General features: G+C 44.3%; 12 protein-coding genes and 1 pseudogene. 11 read left to right on the forward strand and 2 right to left on the reverse strand.

The window, feature by feature from the left end; all coding sequences use genetic code 11:
* Positions 1–94: 94 nt before the first annotated feature.
* The 8 genes and pseudogenes from ACFSKO_RS16055 to ACFSKO_RS16090 all read left to right on the forward strand — a co-directional run.
* On the forward strand, positions 95–1018 hold the full coding sequence (locus ACFSKO_RS16055; protein ID WP_380253483.1) for a glucosamine kinase nucleotide-binding domain-containing protein: 924 nt from the start codon (positions 95–97) through the stop codon (positions 1016–1018).
* On the forward strand, positions 1015–1770 hold the full coding sequence (locus ACFSKO_RS16060; RefSeq protein WP_380253485.1) for a GntR family transcriptional regulator: 756 nt from the start codon (positions 1015–1017) through the stop codon (positions 1768–1770). The genes ACFSKO_RS16055 and ACFSKO_RS16060 overlap by 4 nt, the downstream gene beginning before the upstream one ends.
* Before the next feature lie 24 nt (positions 1771–1794).
* Complete coding sequence (locus tag ACFSKO_RS16065; protein ID WP_380253487.1) at positions 1795–2826, forward strand: SIS domain-containing protein; 1032 nt, start codon at positions 1795–1797, stop codon at positions 2824–2826.
* Positions 2826–3986 carry an N-acetylglucosamine-6-phosphate deacetylase gene (gene nagA / locus ACFSKO_RS16070; protein ID WP_380253489.1) on the forward strand — a complete coding sequence of 387 codons (1161 nt, stop codon included), beginning with the start codon at positions 2826–2828 and terminating at the stop codon, positions 3984–3986. The genes ACFSKO_RS16065 and nagA overlap by 1 nt, the downstream gene beginning before the upstream one ends.
* 36 nt (positions 3987–4022) lie before the next feature.
* A complete protein-coding gene (locus tag ACFSKO_RS16075) occupies positions 4023–5096 on the forward strand; it encodes a Gfo/Idh/MocA family protein (protein ID WP_380253491.1) in 1074 nt (357 codons plus the stop codon).
* A gap of 45 nt (positions 5097–5141) precedes the next feature.
* Positions 5142–6215 (forward strand): class II fructose-bisphosphate aldolase, encoded by a 1074-nt coding sequence (gene fbaA / locus ACFSKO_RS16080; protein ID WP_380253493.1) that lies wholly within the window; start codon positions 5142–5144, stop codon positions 6213–6215.
* 19 nt (positions 6216–6234) lie between these two features.
* The gene (locus ACFSKO_RS16085; protein WP_380253495.1) at positions 6235–7338 is read left to right on the forward strand and encodes a carbohydrate kinase family protein; all 1104 of its coding nucleotides are present in this window, start codon (positions 6235–6237) and stop codon (positions 7336–7338) included.
* A 92-nt stretch (positions 7339–7430) separates the two neighbouring features.
* A pseudogene (locus ACFSKO_RS16090) lies at positions 7431–8113 on the forward strand (IS5 family transposase); the annotation flags it as partial.
* 110 nt (positions 8114–8223) lie between these two features.
* Here ACFSKO_RS16090 and ACFSKO_RS16095 read toward each other — a convergent pair.
* Positions 8224–8466 carry a CDGSH iron-sulfur domain-containing protein gene (locus ACFSKO_RS16095; RefSeq protein ID WP_380253497.1) on the reverse strand — a complete coding sequence of 81 codons (243 nt, stop codon included), beginning with the start codon at positions 8464–8466 and terminating at the stop codon, positions 8224–8226.
* Between the two features lie 603 nt (positions 8467–9069).
* Between ACFSKO_RS16095 and ACFSKO_RS16100 the strand changes: the two genes are divergently transcribed.
* The 3 genes from ACFSKO_RS16100 (at position 9070) to mnmC1 (ending at position 13656) form a co-directional block, all read left to right on the forward strand.
* Entirely contained in the window at positions 9070–9924 is an 855-nt protein-coding gene (locus ACFSKO_RS16100; protein ID WP_380253499.1) for an OmpA family protein, read from the forward strand.
* Between the two features lie 149 nt (positions 9925–10073).
* Positions 10074–12128: an AsmA family protein gene (locus tag ACFSKO_RS16105; RefSeq protein WP_380253501.1), complete on the forward strand. Its 2055-nt coding sequence runs from the start codon at positions 10074–10076 to the stop codon at positions 12126–12128.
* 232 nt (positions 12129–12360) lie between these two features.
* Positions 12361–13656 carry an FAD-dependent 5-carboxymethylaminomethyl-2-thiouridine(34) oxidoreductase MnmC1 gene (mnmC1, locus tag ACFSKO_RS16110; RefSeq protein WP_380253503.1) on the forward strand — a complete coding sequence of 432 codons (1296 nt, stop codon included), beginning with the start codon at positions 12361–12363 and terminating at the stop codon, positions 13654–13656.
* A 19-nt stretch (positions 13657–13675) separates the two neighbouring features.
* On the opposite strand, the gene hutC is transcribed toward mnmC1, so the two are convergent.
* On the reverse strand, positions 13676–14416 hold the full coding sequence (gene hutC / locus ACFSKO_RS16115; RefSeq protein ID WP_380253505.1) for a histidine utilization repressor: 741 nt from the start codon (positions 14414–14416) through the stop codon (positions 13676–13678).
* Positions 14417–14443 lie beyond the last annotated feature (27 nt).

Below are 14443 nucleotides of genomic sequence, written 5' to 3' on the forward strand. Positions count from 1 at the left end.
TTTTAATCTTTTGAATTTACCTTTGGAAAAAAATATATTAAATTGGTATTTAATTGGTTTGGTGTATTGGTCTTGTTTTGGTACGGAGTTTCAATTGACTAACGATATGCTCTTTGCAGGGGTGGATGGCGGCGGAACAAGCTGTCGTGTCCGAATTGAAACTGCGGCTGGTCAAACTCTGGGTGAGGGGTATGCCGGGCCATCTAACTCACGGTTGGGTGCTGCGAGGGTTTATTTTGAAATTGAAAAAGCTTGTGTTGAAGCTTTGCATCAGTCTGGTCGAGGTCGAGAAGATTTTTCTCGTATACATGTCGGATTAGGACTTGCTGGGCTTGGACTTCAAAGGGAAGTGCAAGCCATGCTTTCCTTTCCACATTCTTTTGCTTCTGTATCTGCGGCAACGGATGCTTATACAGCGTGTCTTGGTGCACATGCGGGGAAGAATGGTGGTATTCTTATCCTGGGCACCGGGTCTTGTGGTTTGGGCATTGTGGAAAAGGAGGTCATCAACATTGGGGGGTGGGGGTTTGAAATATCTGATCATGCCGGCGGTGCGCTGCTTGGATTAAGCGCGATTAGAAGTTCGTTATTTGCCGCAGAGGGGTGTCGGCCTGAAACGGCTCTGACCAAGGCGATAATGGGACACTTTAAAGATGACCCTCAATCTATGGTGAAATGGGCTGAAAATGCAGAGCCGCATAACTATGGGTCCTTCGCGCCAACAGTTTTTGAATTCGCTGAGAAAAAAGATCCTCTGGCGGAAAGGTTGGTTGCTAAGTCTGTATATGAGGCATCAAGCATGATTAAAGCGCTACGTGCGCGAGGTGTGGAAAGTATTTGTCTCATGGGGGGGATCTCCAAACGTATCAAGCCGCTTTTACCCACGGAGTTTAATGTCTTTCTTTGTGACCCTCTTGGTGATGCGATGGACGGCGCCATACGGATGGTGCGCAAAGATGTGTCGGTTCCCAATTTAAAAGACCACGATGTGCTTGGTAAAGGAGGAGACAAAGCATGAAGGTAAGCACCTTTAGGGCTTTAAAGGTTAAAAACCGTCTCGATGGTTCTAATCCAACACCGCTCTACAAACAGCTGCAAACTATTATCAGGCAGGCGATTGAAACCGGAGCTTTTAAAGTTGAAGATGCTCTTCCCAGTGAAAGAGATATCGCGGCAGAACTGGAAGTCTCTCGCGTAACAGTACGCAAAGCGGTTCAGGGGTTGGTTAGAGATGGTCTTCTCGTTCAAAAACAGGGAGCCGGAACATTTGTAGCTTCTCGCATGGAACAACCGTTATCAAAGCTTACCAGTTTTACCGAGGATATCACAGCAAGGGGTATGGAACCTTCCGTTGTTTGGGTTGAGCGTGCAACGGGTTTAGCAACGCCTGAAGAAGCTATGGCGCTTAATTTATCTCCTGGAATTGGTGTTTCGCGATTACACCGTATCCGATGTGCGGATGGCAAAGCACTGGCAATTGAGCTGGCAACTGTACCTCAGGAATTTTTACCAGATCCTCTTATCGTCGAAGATTCATTATATAAAATTCTGGATAAATCAGGCCATCGTCCCTTACGTGCGCTTCAAAGGCTACGTGCTGAATTATTGAAAGCTCCTCAGGCAGAGTTACTCGGCGTGGCTGCTGGAGGTCCTACCCTTTATATCGAAAGGCGTTCATTTCTTCCCGACATGCGCCCAGTAGAATTTACTCGATCTCATTATCGCGGAGACAGCTATGATTTCATAGCGGAGCTCTATTTAGATAATTGAAATCAAATAAGATTGAAGAATTGAATGATTAATAAAATAAGCCTTATGGCAAAAGAAACAGCGCAAACGCCTGCTGTTGTATCCCGGCAATTAAGAGCAAATCGAGAAGTACTTGAAGATTTGTCTCAAAAAATCAGAGGTCGTCGATTTCGATTTATAGCAACGTGTGCGAGAGGCAGTTCGGATCATGCCTGCGCTTTTGCCAAATATATTTTAGAAATTGGTGTTGGATTACCTGTCGTTTCCTTTGCGCCGTCAGTTTCGACACTCTATGGCGGAACGGTTAACTTACAAGATTGTCTTTTTATTGCCGTGTCTCAATCTGGTCGTAGTCCTGATCTGATCCAAGCAACACAAGCGGCGAAAGAACAAGGGGCTTTTATTGTTTGCATATGTAATGACTCCTCAGCCCCGTTGGTTGATTTGGCTGATTGTTTCTTACCTCTTCATGCCGGGCCTGAGAATTCAGTTGCTGCAACCAAGAGCTATATCGCCTCTTTAACTGTTCTCTTACAGTTGGCGGCCATTTGGAATTTAGATAGCGGCCTTTTACCTGCCCTTGATCGCTTACCTGATCAGTTAGAGCGGGGTTTAAGAGCTGATTGGTCCGAACCTACAGAAATATTCGCAACCTCTTCAAACCTCTTTACAGTTGGTCGGGGGCCGGGATTTGGAATCGCATTGGAAGCTGCCCTAAAATTCAAGGAGACTTCCTACATTCATGCTGAGGCATTTAGTGCTGCCGAAGTCAAGCACGGCCCGATGTCTCTTGTTTCTGATGGTTACCCGGTTCTTGTGTTTAGGCAACGGGATCAATCTTGGGATTCCGTTGGTGAGCTGGCGTCCAATTTTAAAGAAAAAGGCGGGGCAGTTTTTACGGCTCAAGAAGGCGCCGCAGGAAAAGGTGTCTTGCCTGTAGAAGCAAATATCCATCCTTTCTGTCAACTTCCTGTAATGGTGCAGAGTTTTTATGTTATGGCTGAGAAAATTACACAGCTACGTGGGCTAGACCCAGACAATCCCCGTCATTTGAAAAAAGTCACGGAGACAGTTTAATGAGATCTGCCTTGATCAATGCGCGTGTCTTTACCGGTGAGGAATGGCTCGAAGGAGCGACTGTTTTAATTGATGGCGATCGTATTCAGTATGTGGGTAAAGATACTGAAATTTTAATCGATGTTGATCAAGTTCGTGATTTGGAAAATGGTAATTTAGTACCTGGATTTATTGATGTGCAGGTCAATGGGGGCGGAGGCGCTTTACTCAACAAAGAAACTAACCTCGAAGGTGTAAGGACGATTGCTCGTGCCCATAGGAAATACGGTACAACGGGGATGCTTCCGACCCTGATTACTGACGATCTTGGGGTGATGGAGAAGGCAGTAAAAGCTGTTGAAGAAGCCGTTTCTCTTAAAGAGCCAGGTATTTTTGGGATACACTTCGAGGGGCCTTACCTTAACCAAAAGCGTAAAGGTGTTCATCAAGAAGATAAGATCCGAGCAATGGAAGAGGGCGCGTTGTCTCTTCTCTCAAGCTTGAAGAAGGGGGTCACCCTTGTAACTCTGGCGCCTGAAAAAAATGCACCGGGGACAATCAAGCAATTGGTTCAAGCCGGTGTGATTGTCTCTGCTGGGCATACCGCGGGAGAATATGATGACTACCAACGGGCTTTTACTGAGGGTTTGTCTGGCTTCACTCACCTGTTCAATGCCATGACCCCGATGAACAGTCGGGAACCCGGAACTATTGGTGCTGCCTTGGATCATGATGACAGCTGGTGTGGTTTGATTGTCGATGGTTTTCATGTCCACCCTGCAACTTTGAAAGTCGCAATAAAAGCCAAGCAACGTGGTAAAATGATGCTGGTTACAGACGCGATGCCAACGGTTGGAAGCGTACACGACTTTTTTGAATTATATGGGCAGAAAATTTATAGTCGCGAGGGGCGCTGTATTACCGATGATGGTGTGCTTGCTGGTGCCCATCTGGATATGGCAACCGCTGTTAAAAACACAGTTGAGATGCTTGGCTTGTCTCATGATGAGGCACTTAGAATGGCATCGCTCTATCCCGCACAGTTTCTGGGGCTTGGAAATGAGTACGGTATGATTAAGCAAGGGTACAAAGCCTCGATGGTTTTATTGGACGCGGGAGGTTCGGTTCTCGATAGCTGGGTTGAGGGTCGTGATATGGCTGCGGATGGGTTTTCTGAGTAACAATTTTCTTAAATTGAGATTTACGTAGAGGCGGAAATGATCGCAAAACAAAGAGTATTGGTCGTTGGACTTGGTAACATGGGTAAGTCTCATGCAAAGGCATATCATCACCTCTCGGGTTTTGAGATCGTTGGATTGTGCAGCCGAAGCCTCGATGAAAAGACACCGCTTCCGCATGAAATTTCAAGCTATCCCAAGTTTTGTGATTATGATCTGGCCCTTAAAGAGTTAAAACCGGATGTTGTCTCCATAAATACCTGGCCCGATACACATGAATCCTATGCTCTTAAGGCATTTAGCGCAGGCGCACATGTGTTTTTGGAAAAGCCTATTTCAGATACGGTTGTTGGCGCGCAAAGGGTCATTGCCGAGGCTGAGAAAAAAGGTCTAAAGCTGGTTGTTGGTTACATTTTGCGGCACCATCCCTCTTGGCAGGAGTTTGTATCTCAGGCCAAGCAACTGGGTAAGCCTCTGGTTATGAGGATGAACCTTAATCAACAAAGTAGTGGTGCAACCTGGCAGGTGCATAAACAGTTGATGAAGTCGGTTTCGCCGATTGTTGATTGCGGCGTCCATTACGTGGATATGATGTGTCTTATGACCGAAGCGCAGCCAACCAAAGTGCATGCCATTGGAGTGAGGTTGAGTGAAGAAATTGATGAGGATATGTATAACTATGGTCAGCTACAAGTAACGTACGACGATGGATCAGTCGGTTGGTACGAGGCAGGATGGGGCCCAATGATGAGTGAGACAGCTTTTTTTGTTAAAGACGTTATCGGCCCAAATGGAAGTGTATCAATCGTGGCAGCTGAGGAGAATAATTCTATGGAGTCAGATGATATCGACGCCCATACAAAGACCTCTGCCATCCTTTGTCATTCAGCAGACTTTGATCAAAAATCAAATTTTTTAAATAAAGATAATATCATTCGTATGGATGATGAACCTAATCATGATGCTCTTTGTTTAAGGGAGCAGGAATTTCTGTTAAAGGCTATAACCGAAAATTTAGATTTGACTTCTCACATGCAAGATGCTGTGAACAGTATGAAAATTGTGCTGGCTGCTGATGAATCAATTCGGAGCGGCAAAATCGTGTATTTGTGACGTTTAGCGTCTAGTGAAAGTAAAGTAAAACAGGGAGGGTCGGCGATGTCTGTGAAACTTCGCCCGGGTGTAGTAACCGGTAAGGATTATGAGAAACTTGTTAAGGCATGTAAGGCAGGGAACTATGCGCTTCCGGCTGTGAATGTAACGAGCAGCAGTACTGTTAATGCAGTACTGGAAGCAGCTGCTCGCAATAAATCAGATGTCATTATTCAGGTATCCAATGGCGGTGCCGCGTTTTATGCTGGTGCAGCTTACCCCAATTCCCTGCAAGGAAAAATATTGGGAGCGGTTTCTCTCGCCCAGCATGTCCATTTGCTCGCTGAAGGTTATGGTGTTTGTGTCGTACTTCACACCGATCATGCTAACCGGGGATTATTACCCTGGATTGATGGTTTATTGGCTGAAGGCGCAAAATTTAGAGAAAAGAACGGCAAGCCGCTTTATACGTCTCATATGATCGATCTTTCCGAAGAGACGCTGGAAGATAACGTTGGTACTTGTGCTGACTATCTTAAGAAAATGTCTCCTCTCGACATGAGCCTTGAGATTGAGTTGGGTGTTACTGGTGGTGAAGAAGATGGTGTCGGCTCTGAGCATACAGGCGCAGATAACCCTAAACTCTATACTCAGCCAGAAGATGTTGCTTACGCCTATGAGCAATTAAACCCCTTAGGTGATTTTTCCGTGGCTGCATCCTTTGGCAATGTTCATGGCGTTTATAAACCAGGGAATGTTAAGTTACGCCCAGTTATCCTGAAAGATTCTCAAGCCTTGATGTCGGAGCGTTATGGATTGGAAGAGAAGTCTCTTGATCTTGTCTTCCACGGGGGATCAGGCTCGTCTGATACGGACATTAAAGAAGCTGTTTCCTACGGCGTCTTTAAAATGAACGTCGATACCGACTTGCAGTATGCCTATTCGGAGCCTGTTGGTGCATACGTAAATGCGAACCAAAATGCTTTTATCGCTCAGATAGATCCTGAAACAGGAAAACCTCTCAAAAGTAAATACGATCCACGTAAGTGGGTGCGTGAAGCAGAGAAGGGTGTGGGTACGAAGCTTGATGGTATTTTCGCTGTGCTTGGTTCTGTGGGTAAGACACTCGCTGAGGGTTGATCTAAGGTAGGACGTTAAAATGAAGGCACTGGCACTGGGTGGCGCAACGGTTGATATCATTGCATCTGTTTTGGATGATGAAGTCGAACGGATGACAATGCACAATGCGACGACAAATTTCCTTTTGCTTGAAGAGGGAAAAAAGGTCGATGCTGAGGCCGTTGAAACTCATACTGGTGGCGGTGCCATTAACGCTTCTGTTTCTATGGCTCTTCTTGGGTTGGATATTTCCTGTGCAGTAAAAATTGCTGATGATATCGAAGGCCAAATGGTCTTGAAACGCCTCGAAGAAAGAGGCATCGGAAGTCAATGGGTTCTCACTGGAGCTGAACTGGCAACAGGTTGCGCGGTTATGGTTTCATCACATGTTCGAAACCCGACAATATTCGTTGCCCGTGGAGCCAATACACTTTTGAAGCTCGAAGAAATAAAGCCTGAGATGTTTGCGGGAGTAGGGCTTACCTATGTTACAGGGCTCAGTGGTGCATCCGCGGATTGTTTTCCAAAAATCGTAAAGCTGGCCAAGGAAGCGGGCAGTCTTGTTGTTGCGAATCCTGGTATTCGTCAGCTGTCATCGCGAGCTCAATCGTTTTGGGAATCATTACAATATATTGACGTTCTTGTTGTAAATGAAGTTGAAGCTGGGCAATTGGTTCCTTTTATAGCGGCCAAGCGTGAAGTGGATGCCACTCGATCTTGCAAGTATTCCAGTGATCTATCGTTGCCTGAACTCCTCAAAAAAGGCGTTGGAGTTTCAGGAACCATGATGGCTTTAAAAGAGTTTGTTATCACCCTTGGTAAGCTTGGGCCTCAACGTTTGTTGGTTACAAATGGCAAAGAAGGCGCTTACCTTGGAACTGTGGATGAAATACATTTTTGCCCGGCACAAAAAGCAAAGGTAATGGGCACTGCTGGAGCAGGTGATGCCTTTGCTTCTACCTTCGCAACGTTTATTGGGCTTGGTAAGAATGAGGAAGAGGCCCTCAAAGCGGCTTCTGTTAACTCGGCCTCTGTCGTGTCTGTTATGGATACTCAATCCGGATTGTTAACTCATGAGCAATTAGCAGCGGGGATAGAAAAGGCTGACTGGCGTAAGTTCAAAACCTATTCGTTGACAGAATAAATCACAATATTCTACTAGGGTGTGAACCCAATTCAATCTCTTGCTGTATATGACTTTTTATGATTCATAACTCCGAATTAAGGAGTTTTATCATGGCACGATTTGATTTAAGCGATGCAGAATGGTTGGTTATTGAGCCTTTACTACCGAAAAAAGGCCGTGGTCCAGCCCGTCGGGACGACCGGGTTATTCTGAACGGGATTTTTTATATATTGCGCACAGGCGCGCCATGGCGCGATCTTCCTGAGCGTTACGGCCCTCACACAACAGTCTATAACCGTTATGTTCGCTGGGGAGAGCGTGGTGTTTGGAAGGGCATATTTGATGCTTTGGCTGAAGAATGCGAAGACGCCCTGATTTTTATTGATGGTTCTATTGTAAAGGCTCACCGCGCAGCGGCTGGGTCAAAAAAGGGGAACTGGCGGAAAGTATTGGCCGCTCACGCGGAGGTCGCACAAGTAAGGTTCACGTGGCCGTAGACCAGAAAGGCCGCCCGATCCGTCTTGCTATTAGTGGTGGCCAGGTTCACGACAGCAAACTGATGCCTGATTTCCTTGATTGGGAAGTACCACCTCTGGCCATTGTTGCTGATAAGGCCTATAGCAGTCAGAAAATCAGAAAAGCCATCGCTGATGAAGGCGCATTAGCTGTCATTCCCACAAAAAGTAACGCAAAAAAGCCGATCTCTCACGATAAAAACCTTTATGCAATGAGAAATATTGTCGAGCGGTTCTTTTGTAAAATGAAGGATATGAGGCGGCTAGCAACAAGATTTGAGAAAAAAGGAGTAAACTTTCTAAACATGCTATTCCTGTTCTCCATAAAATGTTGGATCAATTGAGTCCACACCCTAGATACTATCTGTTATAGGGTGGATAATCAGGCTTATAACAGATGCTTGTGGCTACCGTCGCAAAATGGTTTCTTGCTGCTGTGTTTACATTGACAGAGGTAATGTTGTTTTGAGGTTTCTGCAGTAAAGGAAAGAGGCTTGAATTCTGTTCCTTTATGCCGACCATCACAAAATGGTTGTTTTTCTGATCTCCCACATGCACACCAGAAATAAGTTTTCCCCTCTTCAAGTTCGACCTTAGACGGACCAGCGTGAGCGATAACAGGTGTTTCCATAGAAAATCTCCTGAATTATTCGATTTCTTTGCTTTTTTACATTATCACTTATAGGTAGTAAGTGTTATAACTTAAACGCGTATGACGTATGTATCGTTGTTTGTGGTGAGTTAATAGTATCATTTTAAAGGAATTATAGATAAATCTAGGAGTCTCTACCTAATAAATTTATAAAAAATCATTAAAAATAAAATTATCATATATAAAACAATTAGTTACGGGTAAGTATTTATACCAAGATGATTTGAATTCAAAATTTTGTATGATTGTTATGAAGACGTTAAGGAAGTGAGTTGTTAGATTACTCTGGGTTGATACAGTATTCGGTGTAATTTATTCTCGACCTGACTTTAGAAGAAACGAAAGAAAAACAAGCATTGATTCCTTTATATATCTAATTGAAAAATAGTCATTTTTTGATATACTACTATTGTAATGGGAATCTGGTCATTACAAATTATGTGAGAAAATGATAACTTATTCACCTTATGTTGTGGTATGTTTTTACAACTTAGCGTGGATGGGACAATGTTAGTGTAATATCGGGTCAGTTTTTATTTATTTCGTGTTCTATGCATATGAAAACCTACGAGGGAGAATATCATGCGGGGTTTAAAATTTATACTAGTTGCAGGTGTTGCAGCCGTTACTCTATCAGCTTGTACTGATCGTTATCAGGCCGCTACAAATGCTGAGCCAAGTGGTTCATCTTTTACGAGAGAGCTTTATAAAGGATATGTCGGTTTATCCGGCGACGAACGTTCAGAAAAAGACTGGGGCGATTCAGACCTGTTTGCTGATAAGGCTATTGCTGCAGCGGATGGTAATGCAGTTGCGCCTGAAGAAGTGGCAAATTGGGATCTGGGTGCAGAATTTGTTGATGGTCTAACGACTGCTCACGATCGTCTAGCTGGAGCACTTGCAAATGGTGCTGCGGATAAAGCTCCGACATCTGCTGCTCAAGCTCAGGTTATGTTTGATTGCTGGATTCAAGAGCAGGAAGAAAATATCCAACCAGATCATATTAACGCCTGTCGTGATGGTTTCTTGGCAGCGATGGCAAAAGTAGATGCTGCTCTTGCACCTAAAGCAACGCCAGCACCAGCTCCTGCGCCAATGGCTCTGCCTGATCCTTACGCGATTTATTTCGATTTTGATTCTGATGTGTTGACTGTTGATGCTAAAGCAGAAATTTCTGTTATTGTTGCAGCAATTAAAAAGCATTCACCATCTAAGGTAATTGTTGCTGGTCACACAGATACTGCAGGCGCTTCCGATTATAACCAAAATCTTGCGGGCCTTCGTGCAGCGGCAGTTGTAGCTGCACTCGAAAGCCATGGTATTGCTGCCAGTAACGTCAGCAGTCAAGACCTTGGTGAAAATGCTCCTGCTGTTAACACAGGTGATGGTATCTCTGAGTTCAGAAACCGTCGCGTTGTTGTTACACTTGTAAAGTGATAGGTTATGATGGGCTTTCGTAGCTCATCGTAAATACGAGGCGGTATTGGCTTTAGCTGATACCGCCTTGATGTTATTGTATCCTAGATTTTTAACCAATCGTGTCATTTGCACGGCTTCCAAAATCGTCCCGTGTAATGGAGACTAAAATGAAAAAAATTCTCATCTCAATTGGTGGTTTGATTGTACTGATTATCGCAGTACTACTAATTGCCCCGTTATTTATTTCCTTAGAAGATTATAAGCCTGAAATCGCTGCTAAAGCGAAAGAGGCGACAGGGCGCGATTTAAAGATTGATGGAGATATTTCTCTTAGTCTTTTCCCTACGGTTGCTGTTGAAGTAAACGGTGTATCATTAGCTAATTTCGATCAAGGACAAGCAACCAGCATGGTAACGCTTGATCAAATGGCTCTTGAGTTACAAGTTATGCCTTTGCTTTCAAGCGAAGTTGTTATCGACCGGTTTGTTTTGGTTAATCCTATTATTAATTTGGAAGTTGATAAGAATGGCAAGCCAAACTGGGAACTTGAAGGACAGGCAGCTTCTTCTGATGCAAACGGTTCCAGTAGTGATAGCGCCTCATCAGAAACATCAGGTGGCTCATCTTTAAGTGGGCTCTCACTTGGTGATGTTCGTATTCAAGGTGGCGAGTTGCACTACGTTGATCTCGTCTCTGGGGCGAAGGAAGATATCGAGGCTCTTAACCTTGAAATCGCACTCAAGGCTCTAAATCAACCTTTGACGCTAAAAGGTAGTCTGGCTTGGAAAGGCGAAACGATCGAGATTTCTGCCGATGTTGCGAATCTTCAAGACTTGATGAATGGCGCGAGCAGTCAGTTGGCGACATCTGTACAATCAAATCCAGTGAATTTTGGCTTTGAAGGTACTGCTCAGCAAGGAAAAGATTTTGCCCTAGCAGGTGCACTTGATCTTGTGGTTCCATCTGTAAAGGGATTAACAGACTGGGTTGGCGTACCAATCGAACGTAACAACGAAAACACCTTTGAAAAGCTGACTGTTAACGGGAAACTTGATCTCAAAGGGGCAGTAGTCGCTTTTGATGATGTTGCCTTGGCTTTTGATGCTTTGACAGCTCAAGGTGCTTTGAAAATTGACAGTACCGGTGCTGTGCCAGATATTCGGGCTGCTCTTTCGACTGGCGTACTGGATCTAACACCGTACCTTCCTCCTGAAGCATCTTCTGAAAGTGACGCGAGTGAAGGTGCCAGCACGACGGCAACTGATACAACTGCACAGACATCGGGAGATGAAGGTTGGAGTGAAGACCCAATCGATTTTTCAGGTTTAAAAGCAGTTAATGCAGACCTTGCCTTAAAAACAGAAGGTATCCAAATTCGTAAGATCACGATTGGGATCAGCGAACTTGGTGTTCTTCTTAAAGGCGGGAAGCTTACTGCTGATCTCAAACAGTTGGCCATGTATGATGGTCAGGCAAAAGGTAAAGTTGTACTAGATAGTTCTACATCAATGCCAACGACGGCCATTCAGTTTGAGGTAGCTGGTGTTCAAGCTGAGCCATTGTTGTCCGATAGTGCTGATTTTGAGAAACTGTTGGGATCTTTGAATTCCTCTGCGAATTTGACAACATCAGGAAACAGCCAAAAAGCGATGGTCTTGAACCTAAATGGCACAGGCGATTTTATTTTTAAAGATGGTGCGGTAAAAGGGATTAATATTCCAGGTTTAATCCGGAACGTGTCATTAGAAGCACTGCAAAAATCTTTTGATGATGCGCAATCTACAGATTTTGCGGAATTGTCCGGTACCTACAAAATTACCAAGGGCGTTGTTGATAATCAGGATTTGAGCATGATTGCACCCTTGTTCCGTCTGTCCGGTAAGGGCACTGTTCCAATGCCACCTAAAACCCTTGATTATCGGGTAGAACCAAAGTTGGTTGGTGATCTTGAAGGACAGGGCGGTAATTCTGGTGCAACTGGCCTCGCTGTTCCTCTTTTGATTACAGGCTCTTGGAGTGATCCAAAAATTACCCCTGATCTTGCTGGAGCCCTCACAGATCAACTCAAAGATCCTTCTGCCTTGATCGAAGGTATCAAAAGTGGAGAAGGTGGAATAGAAATTCCTAAACTTCCTCTTGGTGGCGAAAGCAGCGGTGGAAGTGGTGTTGATGAGGTAATCGAAAAGCCTCAAGAGGCTTTGAAGAAATTGTTTGGAAACTAGTTTTTCCTTACTCCATGAAAAACCGGCTGTATAATTTACAGTCGGTTTTTTTGTATCCAGTATTTTATCAAGCCTTCAGGGGGGATTAGGAATTAATGACCTTCATTTTCGTAAAGCATGAGAGTAGAGAGCTTTTTTAAAAAGGATTTATTATGGAAAAACAGAAGAGGTTTAGGTATAAAAAGAACGTCTTGGAAGTGAATTTTATTTATTGAGAGAATTAAAAGTATAAATGGAAACTTCTCCTTGGTTCAAGCTTCCTGAATGCGTTACGAAAAGGCCTCGACAAGTTGCCGTAATCGGGGGAGGAATCGCTGGTAACTCTCTTGCCTATCACCTCAACTGCGCAGGTGTTGAGGTGACGTTGTTTGAGAAAAAAGACACTTTGGCCCAAGGAGCGTCAGGTAATCCGTCAGCAATTTTTGAGCCTAAACTCATGCGAGGCGGCACCCCGCTTGGTCAGTATCTGACCTCCAGTTATTTTTATGCGTTGAAATTTTATGAAAATCTTGAAAAGGAAACTGGCGAAAACATCTGGCATCACCGAGGTGGTACGTTAAATCTTATTGTTGACGACAAGGACCTTAAAAGGCATCAATCTTTTCAAGATAATGCAGAACTGACGACTGATCATTATAGGATAGCCAGCCCGGAACAAGCTTCAGAGAGAGCGGGTATTGCAATTTCTCAATCCGCAATTTGGTATCCCAAGGGGGGATGTATTAACACCTCTGCATTGGCGAGATCTTTAACAAGCGATCTCCATATAAAGCTTGATTATGATGTTTTAAAAATTGAAAACCGAAGTGAAAGAGAATTACCCTGCTGGCGGTTACATTTCTCTGATGAAATTACTTCTTTAGACTTTGATGCTGTTGTCATGGCGAATGCATTCGATGTTCGCAAGTTTGAGCAATCATATTGTCTTCCTGTGGTGATGAACCGTGGACAGGTGAGTACACACGCTGGTGTAAGAATAAGTAATCAACTCAAATGCGTTGTTAGTGGTGCTGGGTATCTGACGCCACTCATTGAAAATAACCATGTTTTTGGCGCAACATTTGAGCGATTACACTCATTTGGCGAAGCGGAAGATCTTTCCCTTACGGATGATCGCCATAAACATAATTTAGAGTTTATTGAAGAATTTTTGCCTGAATTTGGGAAGGCGTTTTCTTTAGAAAATCTTGGGGGAAGAACATCTGTTCGAGGAACAACCGTGGATCGATTACCGCTGGTTGGACCGCTACATAATCACGACAACTATGTTCAAGATTATGCTTTGTTAAAAAATGGTGCAAAACACAGAGAATGGAATGAGCCTAGTTATCACTCTGGTCTCTATATTCTCGCAGGGTTGGGATCGAGAGGATTTGTTACCGCTCCCTTGATGGCTCACTATTTGAGTTCTTTAATGCTTGGCGAAACTTTGCCTATCTCTGATGCCGTTGTGCAAGCTGTTCACCCAGCGCGCTTTGTTATCAGAGATCTGAAAAGGGGTATCGAGACAATCTCGGTTGATCCATGAGTTCAGAGTAATATTGCAATTAACCTTGGAATGAGCCGCCGAGACTATACCTGTCCCCAGGATGAAGGAGTTTGGCATAGGTAACCGTTCTACCTTCTGACCAGGTACGTCGTCTCAGAAGAAGGCAAGGTGTTTGCGGCTTAATTTCTAACAACTCTGATTGCTGTGCATCCGGAGCAATTGCTAAAATAGTGTGTTCAGCGTTACTCAAGGGGGCGACGTTGATAAGATAATCGTAGGGTGTCACATCCTGAAAGCTTTGGGAAAGGTAATCCGGAACTGTTTGTGGATTGACATAACGCTCTTCTAATTGGATTGGAATGCCGTTTTCCTTGTGAACGATAACGGAATGAAAAACAGGAGCGTTTAATTCTAGCTCGAGAACACCAGCTATATAAGGAGTTGCTTTTTCTTCTTCCAGACTGATCAACTGGTTGGTGTATATACTGCCTCTGGATTGAACTTCATCGGCGATGCTGCGTAGGGAAAGAACAGCTGATTGTGGTCTTGGTTCTGCGACAAAAGTTCCAGCACCCTGTACTCTCATCAGCCAACCATCAGAGGTTAGTTCACGAAGAGCGCGGTGTATGGTCATGCGAGACATTTCAAGACTTAGGGTTAGTTCATTTTCTGATGGGATTTGATATCCGGTTTCCCATTCTCCAGAACGAATGTGTTCGATAATATAGTCCTTTACCTTTTGATAAAGGGGGACTTTTTTATCCTGGTTCACAATCGTGTCACTGCCCTGGCTGAACATCTTGAAATTCCTACACGCTGGGTTGCG

The organism is Kiloniella antarctica (genome assembly GCF_042682825.1).
Taxonomy (GTDB): Bacteria; Pseudomonadota; Alphaproteobacteria; order Kiloniellales; family Kiloniellaceae; genus Kiloniella; species Kiloniella antarctica.

What these genes read in the sequence shown, in the direction of transcription:
- ACFSKO_RS16060 (WP_380253485.1), top strand. Translation starts at nt 1,015, where the DNA reads ATGAAGGTAAGCACCTTTAGGGCTTTAAAGGTTAAAAACCGTCTCGAT.
- ACFSKO_RS16065 (WP_380253487.1), top strand. Translation starts at nt 1,795, where the DNA reads ATGATTAATAAAATAAGCCTTATGGCAAAAGAAACAGCGCAAACGCCT.
- nagA (WP_380253489.1), top strand. Translation starts at nt 2,826, where the DNA reads ATGAGATCTGCCTTGATCAATGCGCGTGTCTTTACCGGTGAGGAATGG.
- ACFSKO_RS16075 (WP_380253491.1), top strand. Translation starts at nt 4,023, where the DNA reads ATGATCGCAAAACAAAGAGTATTGGTCGTTGGACTTGGTAACATGGGT.
- fbaA (WP_380253493.1), top strand. Translation starts at nt 5,142, where the DNA reads ATGTCTGTGAAACTTCGCCCGGGTGTAGTAACCGGTAAGGATTATGAG.
- ACFSKO_RS16085 (WP_380253495.1), top strand. Translation starts at nt 6,235, where the DNA reads ATGAAGGCACTGGCACTGGGTGGCGCAACGGTTGATATCATTGCATCT.
- ACFSKO_RS16095 (WP_380253497.1), bottom strand. Translation starts at nt 8,466, where the DNA reads ATGGAAACACCTGTTATCGCTCACGCTGGTCCGTCTAAGGTCGAACTT.
- ACFSKO_RS16100 (WP_380253499.1), top strand. Translation starts at nt 9,070, where the DNA reads ATGCGGGGTTTAAAATTTATACTAGTTGCAGGTGTTGCAGCCGTTACT.
- ACFSKO_RS16105 (WP_380253501.1), top strand. Translation starts at nt 10,074, where the DNA reads ATGAAAAAAATTCTCATCTCAATTGGTGGTTTGATTGTACTGATTATC.
- mnmC1 (WP_380253503.1), top strand. Translation starts at nt 12,361, where the DNA reads ATGGAAACTTCTCCTTGGTTCAAGCTTCCTGAATGCGTTACGAAAAGG.
- hutC (WP_380253505.1), bottom strand. Translation starts at nt 14,416, where the DNA reads ATGTTCAGCCAGGGCAGTGACACGATTGTGAACCAGGATAAAAAAGTC.